The organism is Shewanella cutis, from assembly GCF_022410515.1.
GTDB lineage: Bacteria > Pseudomonadota > Gammaproteobacteria > Enterobacterales > Shewanellaceae > Shewanella > Shewanella cutis.
In genome coordinates, this window is record NZ_JACSDI010000004.1 from 1 (window position 1) to 19,192 (window position 19,192).

Below are 19,192 nucleotides of genomic sequence, written 5' to 3' on the forward strand. Positions count from 1 at the left end.
TGACTTAATATTTCTGCGTCAATGCGCCTTGGATAGAGATGCCTTTGAGGCTCTGAACTGATTAGATATTTAATGTGATTGGTATTAACAACAATTTGAATCTGCGTATTTATATGGCGCCGTGTGTCCGGCAACGAGGGCGACACAAGCGATTATTGCCCCGCATGCCAATAGCGAATTTATGAACTAGCATTTAAAACTGATTTCAACCGCCACCACATTTGGGCGGCATGCGCTGGTCATCATGGACGGCACAGGCCGGCATCAACAGGATTTGGCCGATGACTTTGATAATCTGACGCTTCTCAAGTTGACGCCTTATTCACCGGAGTTGAATCCGATAGAGCAGGTATGGCAATGGTTGCGTCAACATGTGTTGGCTAATCGTTGTTTTAGTGGTTACAACGATATTGTCGAACAGTGCTCTATCGCATGGAATACCCTCATTGAGAAGAAAGCAAGAGTGATAGAATTGTGTACCAGACAATGGGCAATTCTGACCAATTAGTTAATGGAATTGGTATTAAACGATAACATTGATCAAGTCGTACTCTTCAAATTGTCCCCAAGTTTAAGGTGTTTCATTAAAGGCTATTGAGAGTAGTCTGTTGTTACTGCGCTGTTTTCTTCACCCCTATCCTACACTGAGCTAAAGTTTGGCTCTTGCTATTACTTCAGAGGTTACTTACCTTATGCAGTAACTTTTTGGGGTAGTTAAGGATCTATGATGAAGTTAGAGATGATTTGTACTGGAGAAGAGGTGCTGTCGGGTCAGATTGTTGATACCAATGCAGCCTGGTTCGCCAGCACTATGATGGAGCATGGCATTGAGATCCAGAGGCGCGTTACAGTGGGTGATCGCCTTGAGGATTTAATTGCCGTTTTCCAAGAGCGCAGCTTACATGCCGATGTGATTTTAGTGAATGGTGGCTTGGGGCCGACAAGCGATGATATGTCCGCTGAAGCGATGGCTAAGGCCAAGGGGGAGTCGCTGGTCGAAAATGCCGAGTGGCGCCAACGTTTAGAAGATTGGTTTACGCGCAATAATCGCGAGATGCCTGTGAGTAATTTAAAGCAGGCGATGCTGCCAGTATCGGCAGTTATGGTGGATAACCCTGTAGGTACGGCCTGTGGATTTAGGGTTAAGTTAAATCGGGCCTGGTTGTTCTTCACCCCTGGTGTGCCATTTGAACTCAAGCATATGGTTAAAGAGCAGTTTATTCCCTTTATTCGTGATGAGTTTAATCTCGACGCTAAGGTGGCGCTTAAAAAACTGCTGACCATTGGTCATGGCGAATCAGCCCTTGCCGATAAAATTGAGCCATTGGAGTTGCCCGAAGGCATTACTATTGGTTATCGCTCGTCAATGCCGCATATCGAAATTAAGATTTTCGCGCGAGGTGAAAAAGCAATTGCTCTGTTGCCACGGGTGGCTGGGCACATCAAAATGGTGCTGGGTACTGCGGTCGTCGCTGAGGATAAAGCGACACTTGCGGAAGAGATTCATTTTAGACTGCTAAATTCTGGTCTGACCCTGAGTGTGGCAGAGTCTTGTACGGGTGGGATGATTACCAGTCAGTTAGTGGATTTCCCTGGTAGCTCTTCCTATTTGCAACACGGTTTAGTGACTTACAGTAACGAATCCAAAGTGCGAGTCTTGGGCGTTAATCCTGCGACCTTAGATGATCACGGCGCGGTGTCAATCTCTACAGTTGAAGAGATGGCCAAGGGTGCTCGTGCTATTTTAGACAGTGATTTTGCCTTAGCGACCAGTGGCATCGCGGGACCGGATGGCGGAACCGACGAAAAGCCCGTCGGAACTGTAGCAATTGCCTTGGCTACCCGTAGTGGTGTATACAGTCAAATGATTAAGTTGCCAAGACGTTCACGGGATTTAGTGCGTAGCTTAAGTGCGGCGGTCGCCTATGATATGTTGCGGCGTGAACTGCTGTCGGAGGCGGTAATTGTGGATTATCAGTCGATTGGGCGTTTCAGCAAGTAACGTTTTTCAGGCTTACTGAGTTAAGTCGGCCTCGATGGATTAACAAAAATGCTCCCGTGGGAGCATTTTTTTATGGCCGATAGTTTCTAAAACAAGCCGCTATTGAGTGAACTTAAGCACTAATTTGCCTGGTACAACTTGGATGCTTTCGGTCATCTTCGCCATTAGTGCTTGATTACTGTCTTTCGTATTCAGTACATAAACTGGCTGGCTTTCAAGGAAATGCCGTAAATAGCTCATCACTTGTGGTGTGGCGCTACTAATGGCCTTTTCAATATCCTTTGGTGTTGACTCTACTTTGACTAATTCAAGCTGGCGTAGATAGACACTGTGGGTAGTACTGTCATACCAAGGTTTAGCCTCAAAGGTGGTCGAGAGTTGAGCCTTTAAAGGAAAAATCGGATTAGTAATTGATACTTGTGTCGCCGCGCTCACGCTCATTGTGTCAGGCTTTTCACCGAGTCTGACACTGATGTCGTTAATGCGCACTTCGGCACCAATCAATTGATTACCTTGTTTCACCTCAAAATGGATCTCTTTGCTGAGATATTGCTCCATTTCGCGCTCGCTGATGCTGTACTGCGTGACGCAGCCGCCAAGCAGTACAGTGAATCCCAAGCAAATGTTAAGTATGAGTTTTTTCATTAACCTGTGTTTCTCATGCCCGCCGCAACACCTGCAATGGTCAGCATTAGCGCTAACTGTACATGTTCGGAGGCGGGCGTTTCGCTGGTTTCCTTACGGGTACGAGCTAACAGCTCGGTTTGTAAGAAGTTTAATGGATCGATATACGGATTGCGCAGTTTAACTGACTCGCGATTCCACGGTGTATGCGCCATTAAGGTATCCGATTTGGTCAACTCAAGCACGACTTTAATGCCCAGATCTAAGCGTTGGCGCAAGGTTTCACCCAAGTGATGTAGGTTTGTCGGTACCAGACAGGTTTCGTAGTAGCGTGCAAGGTTGGGCTCTGCCTTGGCATAAACCATCTCTAGCATTGAAATTCGCGTACTAAAGAACGGCCATTCGCGTTCCATATCTTGTAACAAGCCCATTTCGCCACGTTGACAGGCCGCTTGCAGTGCTTCGCCAGCGCCGAGCCATGCGGGCAGCATTAAGCGATTTTGTGACCAAGCAAAAATCCATGGAATCGCACGCAGACTCTCGATACCACCATCAACGCGACGTTTGGCGGGGCGACTACCTAATGGCAGTTTGCCCAGTTCAACCTCCGGCGTAGCTGCGCGGAAATAAGCTACAAAATCAGGCTCTTCACGCACAATGCCGCGGTAAGCACTTACTGACTCCGCAGCAATACGCTCCATACAATTGCGCCATTCCTGTTTCGGCTCAGGTGGTGGCAGCAGTGTGGCTTCTAACACCGCCGAGGTGTACAGGGCTAAGCTCTGAACTGCTAACTTTGGTAGGCCAAATTTAAAGCGGATCATCTCGCCTTGTTCGGTGACACGAATACGGCCATCAACCGAACCGGGTGGTTGCGACAGAATGGCCTTATGAGCTGGGCCGCCGCCGCGACCAATACTACCACCACGGCCATGGAATAGGGTCAGTTTGACGCCCGCTTGATTACATACCGCAACTAACTGCTCCTGTGCGCGGTATTGAGCCCATGCGGCTGCCATCACGCCCGCATCTTTGGCTGAGTCTGAGTAGCCAATCATGACCTCTTGCATGCCTTTGGTATAGCCACGATACCAATCGATATCGAGCAAATCGGTAATACATGTCGCGGCGTTGTTTAAGTCACTTAAGGTTTCAAACAGCGGCACAACACGCATTGGATGCGTGCAGCCAGTCTCTTTGAGTAACAGTAAAACCGTTAACACGTCAGAAGGTTTGCTAGCCATCGAGATGACGTACGAACCTAATGCTTTGGCGGGATGTTTAGCAATTAAGCGACAGGTATTAAGTACTTCGGCGACATCGGCTGACGGTTGCCAGTTGCTTGGGATCAGTGGGCGACGGTTACTGAGTTCACGCAGCAAGAAGGCTTGTTTTTCGGTTTCATCCCAGTGATTAAAATCACCCATGCCGAGGTAGCGGGTTAACTCTGCGAGTACATCGCAGTGACGGCCAGCGTCCTGACGGATATCAAGCCTTAACATATGAATGCCAAAGCAGGCGAGACGACGCAGAATATCAAGTAGTAAACCATTGGCAATCAACCGCATGCCGCAGTCACATAAACTCTTATAGAGCATTTCCAGAGGCGCTTTCAGATCGCGCTCTTGCCAAATCAGTGTTGACTTATCGACTTCAGGATTATGCCCCTCGATGCGGGCGTTTAAGTAGTCGATAGTGTCGCGCAGTTTTTGTCTTAATGATCGCAGGACAAAGCGATAGGGTTCACAGCTATTGTTGGTATAAGCCTTTAATTCATCATTGGCTTCTTCCATCGACAGTTCGCCAACCAGCAGCACTATATCCTTCAGGAATAAACGTGCCGCGGCATGGCGATTACGGTCTAACACTTCTTGAGTGACTTTAGCCGTCACAAAGGGGTTGCCGTCGCGATCACCGCCCATCCAGCTGGAGAAGCGAACAGGGGCGATATCGATGGGCAATTGTTGGCCTGTGCGCTCTTGCACTTGATCGTTGAGTTGCCTTAAAAAGTCGGGAACAGCATGCCAGAGGGATTCCTCGATAGTGGATAACCCCCAACGGGCTTCATCCACTGGCGTTGGCCGTTCGCGGCGAATTTCATTGGTATGCCAAATCTGGGCGATTAGCTGACGTAGGCGTAAATTAATTTGCTGACGTTCTCTATCCGACAACTGGTTGTTTTCTTGCTCGGCGAGACAGTCCACAATTGCGGCATATTTTTGGATCAGCGTGCGGCGAGAGATTTCTGTTGGGTGTGCGGTGAGCACGAGATCGATATCTAACGTCTTTAGGCAATCCAACATTTTGGTCTGATCGACACGACCATTGAGCATACGACCGAGCAACTGTTCGACGGGATCGGGCACGCAAACTAGTTCGTCACAGTTTCGGCTAATCGTATGAAATTGTTCAGATAAGTTGGCTAAGTTGAGGAATTGGTTAAAGGCTTTGGCAAACGGCACTAACTCTTCATCGGGGAGAGCGGTGAGCAGTTCTAGCATTTGCTCCCTTGCAGCTTCATCGCCACGGCGGGAGTCTTTCGCGAGCTTACGAATTTGCTCAACCTTCTCTAAAAAAGAATCGCCGAGGTGGGTGCGCATCGTATCGCCAAGGATCTGACCTAACATACTCACGTTCGATCTCAATGACGCATACATGTCGGTCACATTGTCTGCCACATTACCTGCCATAGTTACTCCGAATAGAAAAACATAAAAATCCGCTTTGTATATACCTAAGCTACCTGAAGATGATGAAATTCGTATCTTCAGGTAGCTTGGGTATATAGCCCGCTAGCACAATACCCACCACTAAGGGCAATGGTCAACAGCAGGGCTTATAACTTATACGACTGGCTTATCTTTTATGCAACTAATCGCGTTAATTGTTGAGGAATATTCAATATAAATGCGAACTGACGCAATATTTTATTATGTTTAGTGGAAGTGAATATGAACTGCATTATTTTTAGCTTTGCAAGCATGTGACTTAGATGTTAACGAAAAGGACTGGTTTACCATCATTTCCATCAGAGATAATTGAAATATTAAGTAGTTAGTGAAGTGATCAGTAATCCGCGAACTCGATTTAAGAGATGATAAATTACAAAATTTAATAAAAATATATATGCATATATATTGCATAAGTAGATCTTTGTGGTAGTCTAGCCAGCAGTTGAGATGAGTTACAGCCTGCGACCTGTAGAGTAAATATCATGATGTATAGTGTTAATCCGTCAGTGAATAAAATAACAAGCCATTACGATTTCCCACGACGATAGTCTTGTCATCATAGATATACGCCGTTGCGTGTACGCTATTCATCTATTCTTTAAGTCTCTTTGATTTGGTTTATAAAAATACATATGAAAAACATCGCCATTATCGGCGCCAGTGGTTACACAGGTGCACAACTCACGGCTTTAGTCCATGCGGAGTCTGAATTATCAATTCAAGGTCTGTATGTCTCTGAAAATAGTTTAGATAAAGGTAGAGCTTTAGCAGATTTGTACCCTGTCTACAGTCACATTGAGTTAACCCTGTCGCCGCTTACCGAAGAAGCGAAGGCCAAGATCGTCGCTGAGGCAGATGCTGTGGTGTTAGCGACTGAGCATTCTGTGAGTTTGCATTTAGCGGCTTGGTTTTATAGCCAAGGGTTAGCGGTATTCGATTTAAGCGGTGCTTATCGTTTCAGCGATGTGACGCAATACCCGAAGTGGTATGGCTTTGAGCATGAATATCCAGAGGTTTTAGCCAAAGCCGTATATGGCCTTGCTGAGTGGAATGCCAAAGAAGTGGCCGCCACTAAGATGATTGCTGTGCCAGGTTGTTACCCAACAGCATCATTAACAGCCTTGAAACCATTAAAGAATTTACTGACTTCAGCCTATCCAGTGATCAACGCTGTCAGTGGTGTAACTGGTGCGGGTCGTAAGGCACAGCTGCATACCAGTTTTTGCGAAGTGAGCCTCACCCCCTACGGTGTATTAGGCCACAGACATCAACCCGAAATTGCTACTCAACTGGGGCAAGAGGTGATTTTCACGCCGCACCTTGGCAACTTTAAGCGCGGCATTTTAGCGACTATCACGGTACAGCTAAAACCGGGCACCACCACTGCCGATGTGGCCGCGGCGTACAGTGTTTATGACCAAGCTCCGCTGGTGACGGTGAAACAGAACCAGTTCCCGAAAGTGGATGACGTGGTGCTGACACCGAATTGCCACTTAGGTTGGAAGTTTGATGAGAGCAGTGGCTACCTAGTGGTTGCTAGCGCCATCGACAATTTGATGAAAGGCGCGGCAAGCCAAGCGCTGCAGTGCATAAAGATTCACTTTAACCTTTAACCGTTCATCCTTATTTAAGAGAGTCGTCAAGATGTCTACCAACAACTCAGTATTAGTTCTTAAAGTCGGCGGCGCGCTGCTGCAGTGTGAAATGGGGATGGCGCGTTTAATGGATACCGCCGCAGCAATGATCGCTAATGGTCAGCAGGTGCTGATGGTGCATGGCGGCGGCTGTTTGGTCGATGAGCAATTAGCCGCCAATGGCATGGAAACCGTCAAGTTAGAAGGTTTGCGGGTGACCCCGCCTGAGCAAATGCCCATTATCGCTGGGGCATTGGCCGGAACATCAAACAAGATCCTTCAAGGCGCAGCGACTAAAGCTGGGATTGTGAGTGTGGGCATGTGTCTTGCCGATGGCAACACGGTATCGGCCAAGATTAAAGATGAGCGTTTAGGCTTAGTGGGCGAGGTTTCTCCTAAGGACGCCACTTACCTTAAGTTTATTTTGTCCCAAGGTTGGATGCCGATTTGTAGCTCGATTGCCATGATGGACGATGGCCAAATGCTAAACGTGAACGCCGACCAAGCGGCGACGGTATTAGCCAAGCTGGTCGGTGGCAAGTTGGTGCTGCTATCGGATGTGTCTGGCGTGCTCGATGGTAAAGGCCAATTAATCCCATCTCTTAATGGTCAACAGATTGCGGATTTGGTAAAGCAAGGCGTGATCGAAAAGGGAATGAAAGTAAAAGTAGAAGCTGCGCTCGAAGTCGCGCAGTGGATGGGGCAGGCGGTGCAAGTTGCCTCATGGCGTGATGCAAGCCAATTAATCGCATTAACCAAAGGTGAGGCCGTGGGCACACAAATTCAACCGTAAACGGAGTAGGTTATGAAGCATTTTCTATCGATAAAAGAGTTAACCCAGCAGCAGTTGCTGGATCTGATTACCTTAGCCAAGACGATCAAAGCGAATCCCGCCGAGTATCGTCATGCGCTGGATGGTAAGAGTGTGGTGATGTTATTTGAAAAGCCATCCCTGCGGACTCGTGTTAGCTTCGATATCGGTATTAACAAGCTCGGCGGCCACTGTTTATACCTAGACCAGCAAAATGGTGCCTTAGGTAAGCGGGAATCGGTCGCTGACTTTGCTTCTAACCTATCCTGTTGGGCCGATGCCATTGTGGCGAGAACATACTCGCACACGACTATCGAACAATTAGCAGTGTTTGGCACTGTGCCCGTGATTAACGCGCTCTCGGATTTGTATCATCCCTGCCAAGCGCTGGCCGATTTTTTAACCTTGGCCGAGCACTTTGAAAATATCAGTGATGTTAAGTTAGCGTATGTAGGTGATGGTAATAACGTCACTAACTCATTGATGTATTGCGCGGCTATTCTCGGTGCCACCATGACAGTGATCTGCCCTGCGGGTCACTTTCCTGATGGCTACGTTGTGGCTGAAGTACAAGAACTCGCTAGCCGATATGGCGGCAAAATTGTGCTGACCTCAGATATTGATGCGATTGAAGGTCACGATGCTATCTATACTGATACTTGGATTTCTATGGGGGATCCAACACCGTTAGCGGAAATTAAGGACAAGTTTGCACCTTATCAAGTCAACAATGCGTTAATGGCGAAAGCGGGTGCTCACTTCTTTATGCATTGCTTGCCAGCACATCGTGGTGTTGAAGTCACCGATGCGGTGATGGATGGCGAAGGCTCCTTGATCCTGCAACAAGCAGAGAATCGGATGCACGCTCAAAATGCAGTACTGGTAACCCTATTTAGTTAATTTAACCCTGTTTAGCAGCCTACTTTCTCCAAGGTGAGAAACGAGTTATAGGAATTTAAGATGTCTATTGAGAACAAAAACACTGGCGTGAAAAAAGTCGTTTTAGCCTATTCGGGTGGTCTAGATACTTCGGCCATTATTCCTTGGTTAAAAGAGAACTACGATAACTGCGAAATTATTGCGTTCTGTGCTGACGTAGGCCAAGGCGAAGAAGAGCTGATTGGTTTGACTGAAAAAGCTTTAGCCTCTGGCGCATCAGAATGCCATATCGTCGATCTGAAAGAAGAATTCGTTAAAGACTATATCTACCCAACCATGGTAACGGGAGCGATTTACGAAGGGACTTATCTGCTCGGTACCTCAATGGCTCGTCCAATCATCGCGAAGGCGCAGGTTGAAGTAGCACGTAAAGTGGGCGCCGATGCCCTGTGTCACGGTTGTACCGGTAAAGGTAACGACCAAGTGCGTTTTGAAGGTTGTTTCGCGGCATTGGCACCGGATTTAAAAGTGATTGCGCCATGGCGTGAATGGACCATGCAGAGTCGTGAAGATCTATTGGCTTACTTAGCCGAGCGTAATATTAAGACGTCGGCTTCTGCTACTAAGATCTACAGCCGTGATGCCAACGCGTTCCACATCTCCCATGAAGGCGGTGAGTTAGAAGATCCATGGAACGAGCCAAGCAAAGGTGTGTGGACATTGACAGCCGATCCAGAAGATGCGCCAAACGAAGCAGAATATGTGTCACTCGAAGTTGAAAACGGTCGTGTGACTAAAGTAAATGGCGAAGCCTTAACGCCATATGCAGCACTGATGAAGCTGAACGCAATCGCTGCACCACATGGCGTGGGTCGTATCGACATTACCGAAAACCGTTTAGTGGGCATGAAGTCCCGTGGTTGCTACGAAACCCCTGGCGGCACCGTAATGTTTGCCGCGCTGCGCGCGATTGAAGAGTTAGTACTGGATAAAACCAGCCGTAATTGGCGCGAGCAAGTGGGCGCACAAATGGCTCACTTAGTGTATGACGGTCGTTGGTTCACACCTCTGTGTAAGTCGCTGCTGGCGGCATCTGAGTCATTAGCCGAGTCAGTCAACGGTGAAGTCGTGGTTAAGCTCTACAAAGGTCATGCGATAGCTGTTAAGAAGCGCTCGCCAAACAGCTTGTACTCTGAAGCATTTGCCACCTTCGGTGAAGACCAAGTGTACGACCAAAAACACGCTGAAGGCTTTATCCGTCTGTACTCGTTAGCGAGTCGCATCCGCGCGCTCAACGCTAAGTAATAGGCAGACTTAAAGGGCGCCTAGCGCCCTTTTTTATATCTTAAGTTTTAATGATTTTAACGTATTCAAAGCAGTGACCGAGGGGATTGAGCATGGCTTTATGGGGTGGAAGATTTCAGGGCGAAACCAGCGCGCTATTTAAATTATTCAACGATTCACTGCCAGTGGATTATCGTTTGTTTGAGCAGGATGTGGTCGGCTCTATCGCGTGGGCCGATGCGATTGCCAGCGTCGGTATTATCACTGCCATTGAATGCAGCGATTTGAAAAAAGCACTGAACGAGCTGCTGGTGGAAGTAAAGGGCGATCCTGCGATTATTCTTGCTTCGGGCGCGGAAGATATTCACAGCTTCGTGGAATCTGAGCTGATCGCTAAAGTCGGCGATCTGGGTAAGAAACTCCATACGGGCCGTAGCCGTAACGACCAAGTGGCGACAGACTTAAAACTCTGGTGCCAATCAGAAGGTGCGGCATTAGTGGCTCGCCTGCAAACTTTACGCAGCGAACTTATCGCTTTGGCTGAACGTGAATTGGATGCGGTGATGCCGGGCTATACCCATTTGCAGCGGGCACAACCTGTGACTTTCGGCCACTGGTGCTTAGCCTATGTGGAGATGATTGAGCGTGATCTTAGCCGCTTAACCGATGCCTTAAAGCGTGCCAATACCTGTCCGCTCGGTTCAGGAGCTTTGGCGGGCACAGCCTATCAAGTGGATAGACATGCGCTGGCAGCAGCACTGAACTTTGCATCGCCAACCTTAAACAGTTTGGACAGTGTGTCGGATCGCGACCATGTGGTTGAGCTATGTTCTACGGCCTCAATCAGCATGATGCACTTAAGCCGTATGGCCGAAGATTTGATTTTCTTCAACACGGGTGAAGCAGGCTTTATCTCCTTGAGCGATGAGGTGACCTCGGGCTCCTCTTTAATGCCTCAGAAGAAAAACCCCGATGCGTTAGAGCTTATCCGCGGTAAAACGGGTCGAGTGTACGGCAGTTTAGTCGGTATTCTCACCACCATGAAGGCGCTACCGCTGGCCTATAACAAGGATATGCAGGAAGATAAAGAAGGTTTGTTCGATGTGGTTGATAGCTGGGCCATCTGTTTAGATATGGCGGCGCTGGTGTTATCTGGCTTAGTGGTCAATCGCCCTAATGCACTACTTGCGGCGCAGCAAGGTTATGCCAATGCGACCGAATTGGCGGATTATTTAGTGTCTAAGGGCATGCCGTTCCGTGAAGCGCACCACGTAGTCGGTGTGGCAGTGGTTGCAGCGATTGCGAAAAAAATTCCGCTGGAAGGTTTTACGCTCGCCGAGTTTAAAACTTTCGCCGACATTATCGAGGAAGATGTGTATCCCAATCTCACCATTGAAGCCTGTTTGGCGAAGCGTGATGTGCTCGGTGGCACTGCATTGACTCAGGTTAAACAAGCGATTGCGGCTAAAAAAGCGGGTTAATGCCTTGAACGGGTAATAAAAAAACGCGACTCAAGGTCGCGTTTTTTTTATGGTTATTTACGGCTACTGGAACAAATCATCCGCTGGCGCATCTATAAATAGATTGTTTTCATCTTGGGTTTCACTGATGTATTCCTTAGGTTCAGTGCCCGAGATAAAGTATTCAAATGCGCTGGTATAATCGGTTTTACGGGTGAGCTTACCGGTTGCAAGGTCGATCCGCACCGAGACGATACCCTCTGGTGGAATTGCCGTGGTTTCAGGAACGCCTTTCAGCACGTTATTCATAAATTCGTTCCAGCCAGGTCCCGCCGTCTTAGCTCCTGCCTCAGTCCCAGTGATCTGATCCTTCTCACCATTGGCGTTCCAAGCGGTTCTACCTAATTGGCGACCATGATCGTCAAATCCGACCCAGAAGGTGCTAGTTAACGTTGGGCCAAAACCACTGAACCATGTATCGCGAGATTCGTTGGTTGTACCTGTTTTACCAGCAATATCATGACGTTTGATTAATTGAGCCGCCCGCCATGCCGTACCTTGCCAGCCCGTGCCTTTGCTCCAATCACCCCCACCCCAGATCACACTCTTCAGCGCTTCGGTGATCAGGAATGCCGTTTGTTCAGAGATAATTTGCGGTGCATAACGACCTGTTTGCTCAAAGCAATGGGCAACAGCTGCATCAGTTTGAGCCGTTGGTTCACCAAAGCTCATTGGATCGCTGTTAGGCTGCACTTGGCTATTGTTAGGCTTACAGGCTAAGGTTGGATTGGCTTTTTCTATTACGTTACCGAAGGAGTCTTCTACCCGCTCAATATAGAAAGGTTCAACCAAAAAGCCGCCGTTCGCAAACACGTTGAAAGCGGTTGCCACTTGCAGTGGTGTCACCGAAGGAGAGCCTAACGCTAATGACTCGTTACGTGGTAAGTCATTAGGGTCGAAACCAAACTTAGTCAGCTCGGCGATGGCCGCATCTAAACCTATGTGGCGCATGGCCCTAACAGACATCACGTTGACCGACTGCGCTAACCCCACTCGTAGACGAGTTGGGCCGCCATAAATATCGGGCGAGTTCTTCGGACGCCACGCAGTACCTTGGCTTATATCGGGTTTATTAATTGGCGCGTTATTAATTAAGGTCGCGAGGGTAAAGCCTTTTTCTAATGCCGCGGCATAGATGAAAGGCTTGATATTCGAACCTAATTGACGTTTAGCCTGAGTCACACGGTTGTATTGGCTTTGGCTAAAGCTGTAACCACCGACTAACGTTCGGATGGCGCCATTTTCCGGATCGAGTGACACAGTGGCACTGGCCACTTCGGGAACTTGCGATAATTGTAAGTGCTGACCATTATCACGGATCCAAATGCGCTCACCTACAGTCAGTATCTCTGAGGCCGATTTAGGAACAGCGCCTTGGCGTTTATCATTGATAAATTTGCGCGCCCACTTCAACCCATCCCATTTGATGACTTTGGTTTCACCTTTTGCGGTTAGTACGCTCGCTTGTTGGCCTTCAACGGTTAATACGGCCGCAGGTTGAAGCTCTTGGACTGGAGTCACTTTAGCCAGTTCAGCTTTGATCTGCGCATTATCAGGCTTAGCACCCGTCCATAAAACCGCGGCAGCACCGCGATAGCCATGACGTTCATCATAGGCATACACATTATTGCGTAACGCTTGCTGTGCTAAGAGTTGGAGATCGGATGAAATAGTGGTGTAGACGTTATAGCCATTGGTATAGGCTTCTTCTTCACCGTATTTTTGCACCATGTAATCCCGCGCCATTTCAGAAATATACGGAGCGTAGAGATCAATCTCGGCACCATGATATTTGGCAACTAACGGTTCTTGAAGCGCCGCTTGGTATTCTGCTTTGCTGATATAACCCACTTCGTTCATCCGCATTAACACTACGTTGCGGCGTGCGAGGGCACGCGAATGTGAAGTAATTGGATTAAGCGTTGACGGTGCTTTTGGCAGACCGGCAATCATACTCATTTCAGAAAGCGTAAGGTCTTGTACGTTCTTGCCAAAATACACTTGGGCAGCTGCACCAACGCCATAGGCCCTTTGGCCTAAATAAATACGGTTAACGTAGAGTTCTAAAATCTCATCTTTCGTTAACAACTGCTCGATGTGGTAGGAAATAAAAATTTCCTTCACTTTACGAATAATGGTCTTGTCGCGAGTTAAGAAGAAGTTACGCGCTACCTGCATGGTAATGGTACTTGCACCTTGCTTCTTTTCACCCGTTATAAGCATGACTGTTGCGGCACGCATCACCCCGACAGGGTCAATACCGCCATGTTCATAAAAGCGCGCATCTTCGGTGGCAAGGAAGGCTTGTAACAGCGGTTTGGGCACCTCTTCCAGTTTTAGCGGAATTCGTCGTTTCTCACCAAACTGAGAGATGAGTTTGCCATCGCTACTGTAAATGCGCAAAGGTGTTTGTAATTGCACATTTTTTAGTGTCGAAACATCCGGCAGATCCGGCAAAACATAAAAGTATGCTGCAACAATGGCGCCCACGCCCAAAAGGGCTAGACTGAATAGAGCTATAACAATACGTTTTAACCACTTCACCTAAATTGATCCTAATGTTCAGTTAAGTGCGACAGTATATAAGGCGCGCACGTTTGGGTGAAGCAAAAACGTGACGGCCCTAAAATAGCGTTTGTAAAACATTGAAACATTCTATACAAATACGTATAACGGGTTGATTTTGTGCTAATCTCTCTTATTGAAATATAAATAATAAAGTGACAACGGATTATGCTTTCAAATTTATGGAAGCGTCAGGCTCCGCAAATGGTCGGGATTGATATTGGTTCCCATGAAGTAAAGGCCATTTTGCTGGGTAAGACAGCTGATGGATACAAAATTTTAAGTCATGCAGCGGTTCCCGTAAAAAAGGGGGCAATTAATGATCATGATATTCGTGATGCTGATGCCGTTGTTGAATGTTTAAGACAGATTAAGCGCATTTTGCCTAAATCGGTAAAATATGCAGCTGTTGCGGTCTCAGGCTCTGCGGTGATGACCAAGGTCATCTACATGGATGCTTCGCTTAGCGAAGAGGAAATGGAAGCGCAAATCGAGATTGAGGCCGATAACCTGATCCCTTATTCCCTTGACGAAGTCAGCATTGATTTTGAAACGCTAAACGTCAACAGTACCGATCCGTCTAAGGTCGATGTGTTGCTTAGTGCTTGTCGTACCGACAATATCGATACCAGAGTCGACGCACTCGATGAGGTTGAGCTAGAAACCAAAGTCGTTGATGTTGAAGGTTATGCTTTAGGTCGAGCGGTTGAGTTAGTCCTTGGGCAATTACCCGAAGGAGCTAGACAGAAGGCCGTAGCAATGGTCGATATCGGTGCGAATATGACGACTTTCTGTGTGGTAGAGTCGGGCGAAACCACCTTTATCCGTGAGCAAGCCTTTGGTGGTGAGTTATTTACGCAGTCGATTCTCTCTTTTTACGGCATGTCCTACGAGCAAGCCGAAAAAGCCAAAATCGAGGGGGATTTACCGCGTAATTATATGTTTGAAGTGTTATCTCCCTTCCAAACGCAATTACTGCAGCAAATTAAGCGAACACTGCAAATTTATTGCACCTCGAGCGGCAAAGATAAAGTTGATTATCTCGTTTTATGCGGTGGAACCTCTAAACTGGAAGGTATGGCTAACTTATTGACCAATGAGTTAGGTGTCCACACCATTATTGCCGATCCTTTCCAAGGGTGTCTGCATGCAGATGAGTCCGTTAAAAATATACTGCAACCTAGCATCAGCAAATATATGGTTGCTTGTGGCTTAGCGCTGAGGAGCTACGGTCAATGGCGAACATAAACCTGCTTCCTTGGCGTGAAGAGGCGAGAGAAAAGCAGAAACGCGACTATATTGGGATATTGGCAGCGGTATTTTTAGGCTCAGGGATCTTAGTCTATGTAGCGCTTTCTTTACTCGAAATAATGACCGATGAGCAGCGTGAGCGAAATGCTTATTTACAGTCAGAGATTCAGCAGCTCGAAACGCAAATTGCCGAAATCAAAAAAATCACAGAACGTAAAAAAGACATTGAACGTCGAACTGAAATTATTTTGAACCTTCAGCAATCCCGTAATTTGCCGACACACGTATTAGATGAGTTGGTTCGCATTGTTCCTCCTGGAATATATCTATCGAGTCTTGAGAAAAAAGGTAGTTTATTGCTGATTGAAGGACGAAGTGAATCTAACAACAACGTGGCGAACATGATGCGTAAGGTGAAGGCCTCTGAGTGGTTAACTGATCCCAATATGCAATCGATCGTAACGCAAGATGATGAGTTAAGGCAGTTACAACGCTTTAGTTTAAGGGTGAGTATCAAAGGAGCCATTGCTGAAGAGCCTGTAAAACCGGCAAAAGGAGCGAGTAAATGAAGCTCGATCTAAGTCAGTTTAACGATATCGATTTTGAGAATATTGGTAGTTGGCCAAACCAAGTAAAAGTTTTCTTCGCGATTTTGCTTGCGCTGTGCGTATTTGCAGCGGGTTATTTCGTTGTGTTGTCCGATGCTATTGATGTATTCAGTAGCGAGCAAGACAAAGAGCTACAGTTAAGAGATGATTTTAAAAACAAGTATCAGCTGGCCGCAAACTTAAAGCTTTATCGTGAACAATTAGCCGTGATGGAAGGGCAATTTGCAGAATTGCTTAAAATGTTACCTTCAGAAAACGAGATGCCAGGATTGCTCGATGACTTAACTTTCGCTGCAACTGACGCAGGGTTACGGATAAAAAGTTTAAATTGGGAAGCGGAAATTGGGCGGGATTTTTATATTGAATTCCCGATAAAGATGTCTGTCACTGGTGATTATCATCAGATTGGCAATATGGTGAGCGGAGTCGCTAAATTACCAAGGATTGTAAGCTTGCATGATTTTACCATTAAGCGTGATGACAGTGGTAATTTAGCCATGGATATCCTTGCGAAGACTTACCGTTTCAAAGAAGGTGCAGAATTACCTCCTGAAAAGCCAAACAAAGGAGGTAAATAATGAAGACCTTACCTCTATTGGCGATAAGCCTTTTTTTAATGGGGTGCATTGGCGAGCGTAGTGATTTAGAGCTATTTGTTACTACAACCAAAGCGCAACATGTGGCCCATATCCCCCCGTTAAAAGAGCCTCCTAAGTTTGAGCATTTTGCCTATCAGGCAGAATTGATGCGCAGTCCCTTTGTTCCTCCTTCTCGAGAATTAACGGAAGAAGTGGTTGATACCAGTAAAAACTGCTTACAACCTGATTTAAAACGTCGTAAGGGGCGCTTAGAAACTTATGCTTTAGATAACCTGAAAATGCGCGGCACTTTAAGTGAGGCAAATTTGACCTGGGCTCTGATTGAAACGAATGATGGCAGTGTATATCGGATGGGTGTGGGTGAGTATCTAGGGTTGTTTAATGGACGTATAGCTAAAGTGGCTCCACAAAATGTGGAAGTTGTAGAATTAATTCCCGATGGTTCAGGTTGTTGGTCAGAGCGTACAAACAACATTGAACTTTCAGGAAAATAACAAGCGAAGGATGAGGGAACAATGAAATCTTCTGCCGCGATAAAAATCCCGTTATCGTTTTTAACTTCAGGCTTAGTTAAGTCTGTTATTGGGATCGCATTACTATTTGGATTTTTGCCATCGAGCTTTGCGGAAAATCGGCTCATCGATGTGAAATACCATGCCTTAGTCGACCATCAATTAGCGGTTGAGTTGGTATTTGAGGACGCAATTTCAGCCCCTCAAATTGACTCAAATGCTTCACCCGCCGAGTTGGTGTTGACCTTTGATAACAGTATTTCGGGTCTTTCTAAAGATCGCTTACCGATTAATCAAGTCGGGGTGAAGGATATTGTCACTTCACAGCATGATGCACGTTTGAAGGTCACTTTAGGTTTATCCAAAGTAAAACCTTACCAAGGAAGCGTAGTCGGTAACTCCTACCGTTTAACGATTAATGATGGCGTTGCAAGTTCTCAAGCGAATAATAATCCTTTCGTGAATAGTGTTAAAAATATCGATTTTCGTCGCAATGCAAATGGCGGTGGAGATTTATTAGTCTATCTCAATAATCGCTCCGTTGCGGCTAACGTTGAGCAAATTGGCGCCAAACTTGAGGTTCAGCTTTATAACACTGATATCAATAACGACTTGTTATATGTCATGGATGTGCAGGATTTTTCTACACCAGTTAAGAACTTTGAAACTTTTAAAGATGATTTAACGGCTCGCATTTTAGTCGATGTGACTGGCAACTATGAGTTCAATTTTAAGCAGGAAGATAATCTCTTTATCCTTTCTATTAACAAGGTTGAACGGGTTGTAGCGACTAAAGACATTAAGAAGTATAACGGTAAAACTCTCTCTTTGAACTTCCAGAATATTTCTGTTCGTACGGTATTACAGATTATTGCTGACTATAACAACTTTAACTTAGTGACCAGTGATTCCGTCGAGGGAGATATTACTCTCAGACTTGACGATGTGCCTTGGGATCAAGCGTTGGATTTGATTTTACAAACCAAAGGACTCGATAAGCGCATTGAAGGGAACATTTTGATGGTGGCCCCGAGTGAAGAGCTTGCGATTCGTGAAAGCCAAAACCTTAAAAACAAACAAGAGGTTAAAGAGCTGGCGCCACTTTATTCTGAGTACCTACAGATTAACTATGCCAAGGCGACCGATATTGCTGAGCTGTTAAAAGGCGCCGACTCAAGCTTATTGTCTCCCCGTGGTTCAGTGGCCGTTGACGAGCGCACCAACACAGTTCTCGTAAAAGATACCGCAGAAATTATAGAGAATATTCATCGCTTGGTAGAAGTGCTTGATATTCCTATTCGGCAGGTATTGATTGAATCACGTATGGTCACCGTAAAAGACGACGTTTCTGAAGATCTGGGTATCCGTTGGGGCGTTACTGATCAGCAGGGTAATAAAGGAACCTCTGGCTCTTTAGAGGGCGCGGGTGATATTGCCAATGGCAAAGTGCCGAGTTTAGATAATCGCTTGAATGTGAATTTACCTGCGGCCGTGACTAACCCTACAAGCATTGCTTTCCATGTTGCTAAGCTCGCCGATGGTACTATCTTGGATCTAGAGCTCAGTGCACTAGAGCAAGAAAACAAAGGTGAAATTATCGCTAGCCCTCGTATCACTACCTCTAACCAAAAAGCGGCGTATATTGAACAGGGTGTGGAAATTCCCTATGTGCAATCTACATCCAGCGGTGCAACGTCGGTAACCTTTAAAAAGGCGGTATTATCATTAAGGGTTACGCCACAAATTACACCGGATAACCGTGTGATTTTGGATCTTGAGATTACGCAAGATTCCCAGGGGAAAACCGTGGATACGCCTACGGGGCCAGCGGTTGCGATTGATACACAACGCATTGGTACGCAAGTTTTGGTCGATAATGGCGAGACCATTGTGCTGGGGGGGATTTACCAGCAGAATTTGATCAGCCGTGTCAGTAAAGTGCCTATTCTCGGCGATATTCCTTTGGTAGGTTTCTTATTCCGTAACACCACTGATAAGAATGAGCGCCAAGAGTTGTTAATTTTCGTGACTCCAAAAATCGTGAACGAGAAACTCTAACGCTATGTAGCCGTTCAAATAAAGCCAGCACAACTTGCTGGCTTTACTGTATCAACAATACAATTCTTATCATAAATAGCGAGCATCACTTGCCAGACTAGACATTAAACTGA

Annotated in this window: 14 protein-coding genes and 1 pseudogene; 12 read left to right on the forward strand and 3 right to left on the reverse strand. The window is 46.5% G+C overall.

Annotation, left to right across the window (positions count from 1 at the left end; genetic code table 11):
• Positions 1-88: 88 nt before the first annotated feature.
• Both H9J30_RS08555 and H9J30_RS08560 read left to right on the forward strand, forming a co-directional pair.
• Positions 89-508, forward strand: a pseudogene (locus H9J30_RS08555) (transposase); the annotation flags it as partial.
• Between the two features lie 219 nt (positions 509-727).
• Entirely contained in the window at positions 728-2,002 is a 1,275-nt protein-coding gene (locus H9J30_RS08560; RefSeq protein ID WP_240130833.1) for a CinA family nicotinamide mononucleotide deamidase-related protein, read from the forward strand.
• A gap of 99 nt (positions 2,003-2,101) precedes the next feature.
• On the opposite strand, the gene H9J30_RS08565 is transcribed toward H9J30_RS08560, so the two are convergent.
• Both H9J30_RS08565 and ppc read right to left on the reverse strand, forming a co-directional pair.
• Positions 2,102-2,647: a YceB family lipoprotein gene (locus H9J30_RS08565; RefSeq protein ID WP_240130637.1), complete on the reverse strand. Its 546-nt coding sequence runs from the start codon at positions 2,645-2,647 to the stop codon at positions 2,102-2,104.
• On the reverse strand, positions 2,647-5,316 hold the full coding sequence (ppc, locus tag H9J30_RS08570) for a phosphoenolpyruvate carboxylase (protein ID WP_240130638.1): 2,670 nt from the start codon (positions 5,314-5,316) through the stop codon (positions 2,647-2,649). The genes H9J30_RS08565 and ppc overlap by 1 nt, the downstream gene beginning before the upstream one ends.
• Before the next feature lie 674 nt (positions 5,317-5,990).
• Between ppc and argC the strand changes: the two genes are divergently transcribed.
• From argC to argH, 5 genes are all read left to right on the forward strand, one after another.
• Positions 5,991-6,971 (forward strand): N-acetyl-gamma-glutamyl-phosphate reductase, encoded by a 981-nt coding sequence (gene argC / locus H9J30_RS08575; RefSeq protein WP_240130639.1) that lies wholly within the window; start codon positions 5,991-5,993, stop codon positions 6,969-6,971.
• A 31-nt stretch (positions 6,972-7,002) separates the two neighbouring features.
• Positions 7,003-7,785, forward strand: a complete 783-nt coding sequence (gene argB / locus H9J30_RS08580) for an acetylglutamate kinase (protein WP_240130640.1) — start codon at positions 7,003-7,005, stop codon at positions 7,783-7,785.
• Between the two features lie 12 nt (positions 7,786-7,797).
• The gene (locus tag H9J30_RS08585; RefSeq protein ID WP_240130641.1) at positions 7,798-8,703 is read left to right on the forward strand and encodes an ornithine carbamoyltransferase; all 906 of its coding nucleotides are present in this window, start codon (positions 7,798-7,800) and stop codon (positions 8,701-8,703) included.
• 60 nt (positions 8,704-8,763) lie between these two features.
• A complete protein-coding gene (locus tag H9J30_RS08590; RefSeq protein WP_240130642.1) occupies positions 8,764-9,987 on the forward strand; it encodes an argininosuccinate synthase in 1,224 nt (407 codons plus the stop codon).
• Positions 9,988-10,079: 92 nt separating this feature from the next.
• Positions 10,080-11,447: an argininosuccinate lyase gene (argH, locus tag H9J30_RS08595; RefSeq protein WP_240130643.1), complete on the forward strand. Its 1,368-nt coding sequence runs from the start codon at positions 10,080-10,082 to the stop codon at positions 11,445-11,447.
• Between the two features lie 63 nt (positions 11,448-11,510).
• Here argH and H9J30_RS08600 read toward each other — a convergent pair whose 3' ends face one another.
• Positions 11,511-14,030 carry a penicillin-binding protein 1A gene (locus H9J30_RS08600; RefSeq protein ID WP_240130644.1) on the reverse strand — a complete coding sequence of 840 codons (2,520 nt, stop codon included), beginning with the start codon at positions 14,028-14,030 and terminating at the stop codon, positions 11,511-11,513.
• Positions 14,031-14,219: 189 nt separating this feature from the next.
• Between H9J30_RS08600 and H9J30_RS08605 the strand changes: the two genes are divergently transcribed.
• From H9J30_RS08605 to H9J30_RS08625, 5 genes are read left to right on the forward strand one after another with little or no spacing between them, the layout of a single operon-like run.
• Positions 14,220-15,299: a pilus assembly protein PilM gene (locus H9J30_RS08605; RefSeq protein ID WP_011070653.1), complete on the forward strand. Its 1,080-nt coding sequence runs from the start codon at positions 14,220-14,222 to the stop codon at positions 15,297-15,299.
• Positions 15,287-15,871 carry a PilN domain-containing protein gene (locus H9J30_RS08610; RefSeq protein WP_240130645.1) on the forward strand — a complete coding sequence of 195 codons (585 nt, stop codon included), beginning with the start codon at positions 15,287-15,289 and terminating at the stop codon, positions 15,869-15,871. Before H9J30_RS08605 ends, H9J30_RS08610 begins: the two co-directional genes overlap by 13 nt.
• A complete protein-coding gene (locus tag H9J30_RS08615) occupies positions 15,868-16,488 on the forward strand; it encodes a type IV pilus inner membrane component PilO (RefSeq protein WP_240130646.1) in 621 nt (206 codons plus the stop codon). Before H9J30_RS08610 ends, H9J30_RS08615 begins: the two co-directional genes overlap by 4 nt.
• Positions 16,488-17,003 carry a pilus assembly protein PilP gene (locus tag H9J30_RS08620; RefSeq protein WP_011070656.1) on the forward strand — a complete coding sequence of 172 codons (516 nt, stop codon included), beginning with the start codon at positions 16,488-16,490 and terminating at the stop codon, positions 17,001-17,003. Before H9J30_RS08615 ends, H9J30_RS08620 begins: the two co-directional genes overlap by 1 nt.
• Before the next feature lie 21 nt (positions 17,004-17,024).
• Positions 17,025-19,079, forward strand: coding sequence for a type IV pilus secretin PilQ (locus H9J30_RS08625; protein ID WP_240130647.1), 2,055 nt, complete (start codon positions 17,025-17,027; stop codon positions 19,077-19,079).
• Positions 19,080-19,192 lie beyond the last annotated feature (113 nt).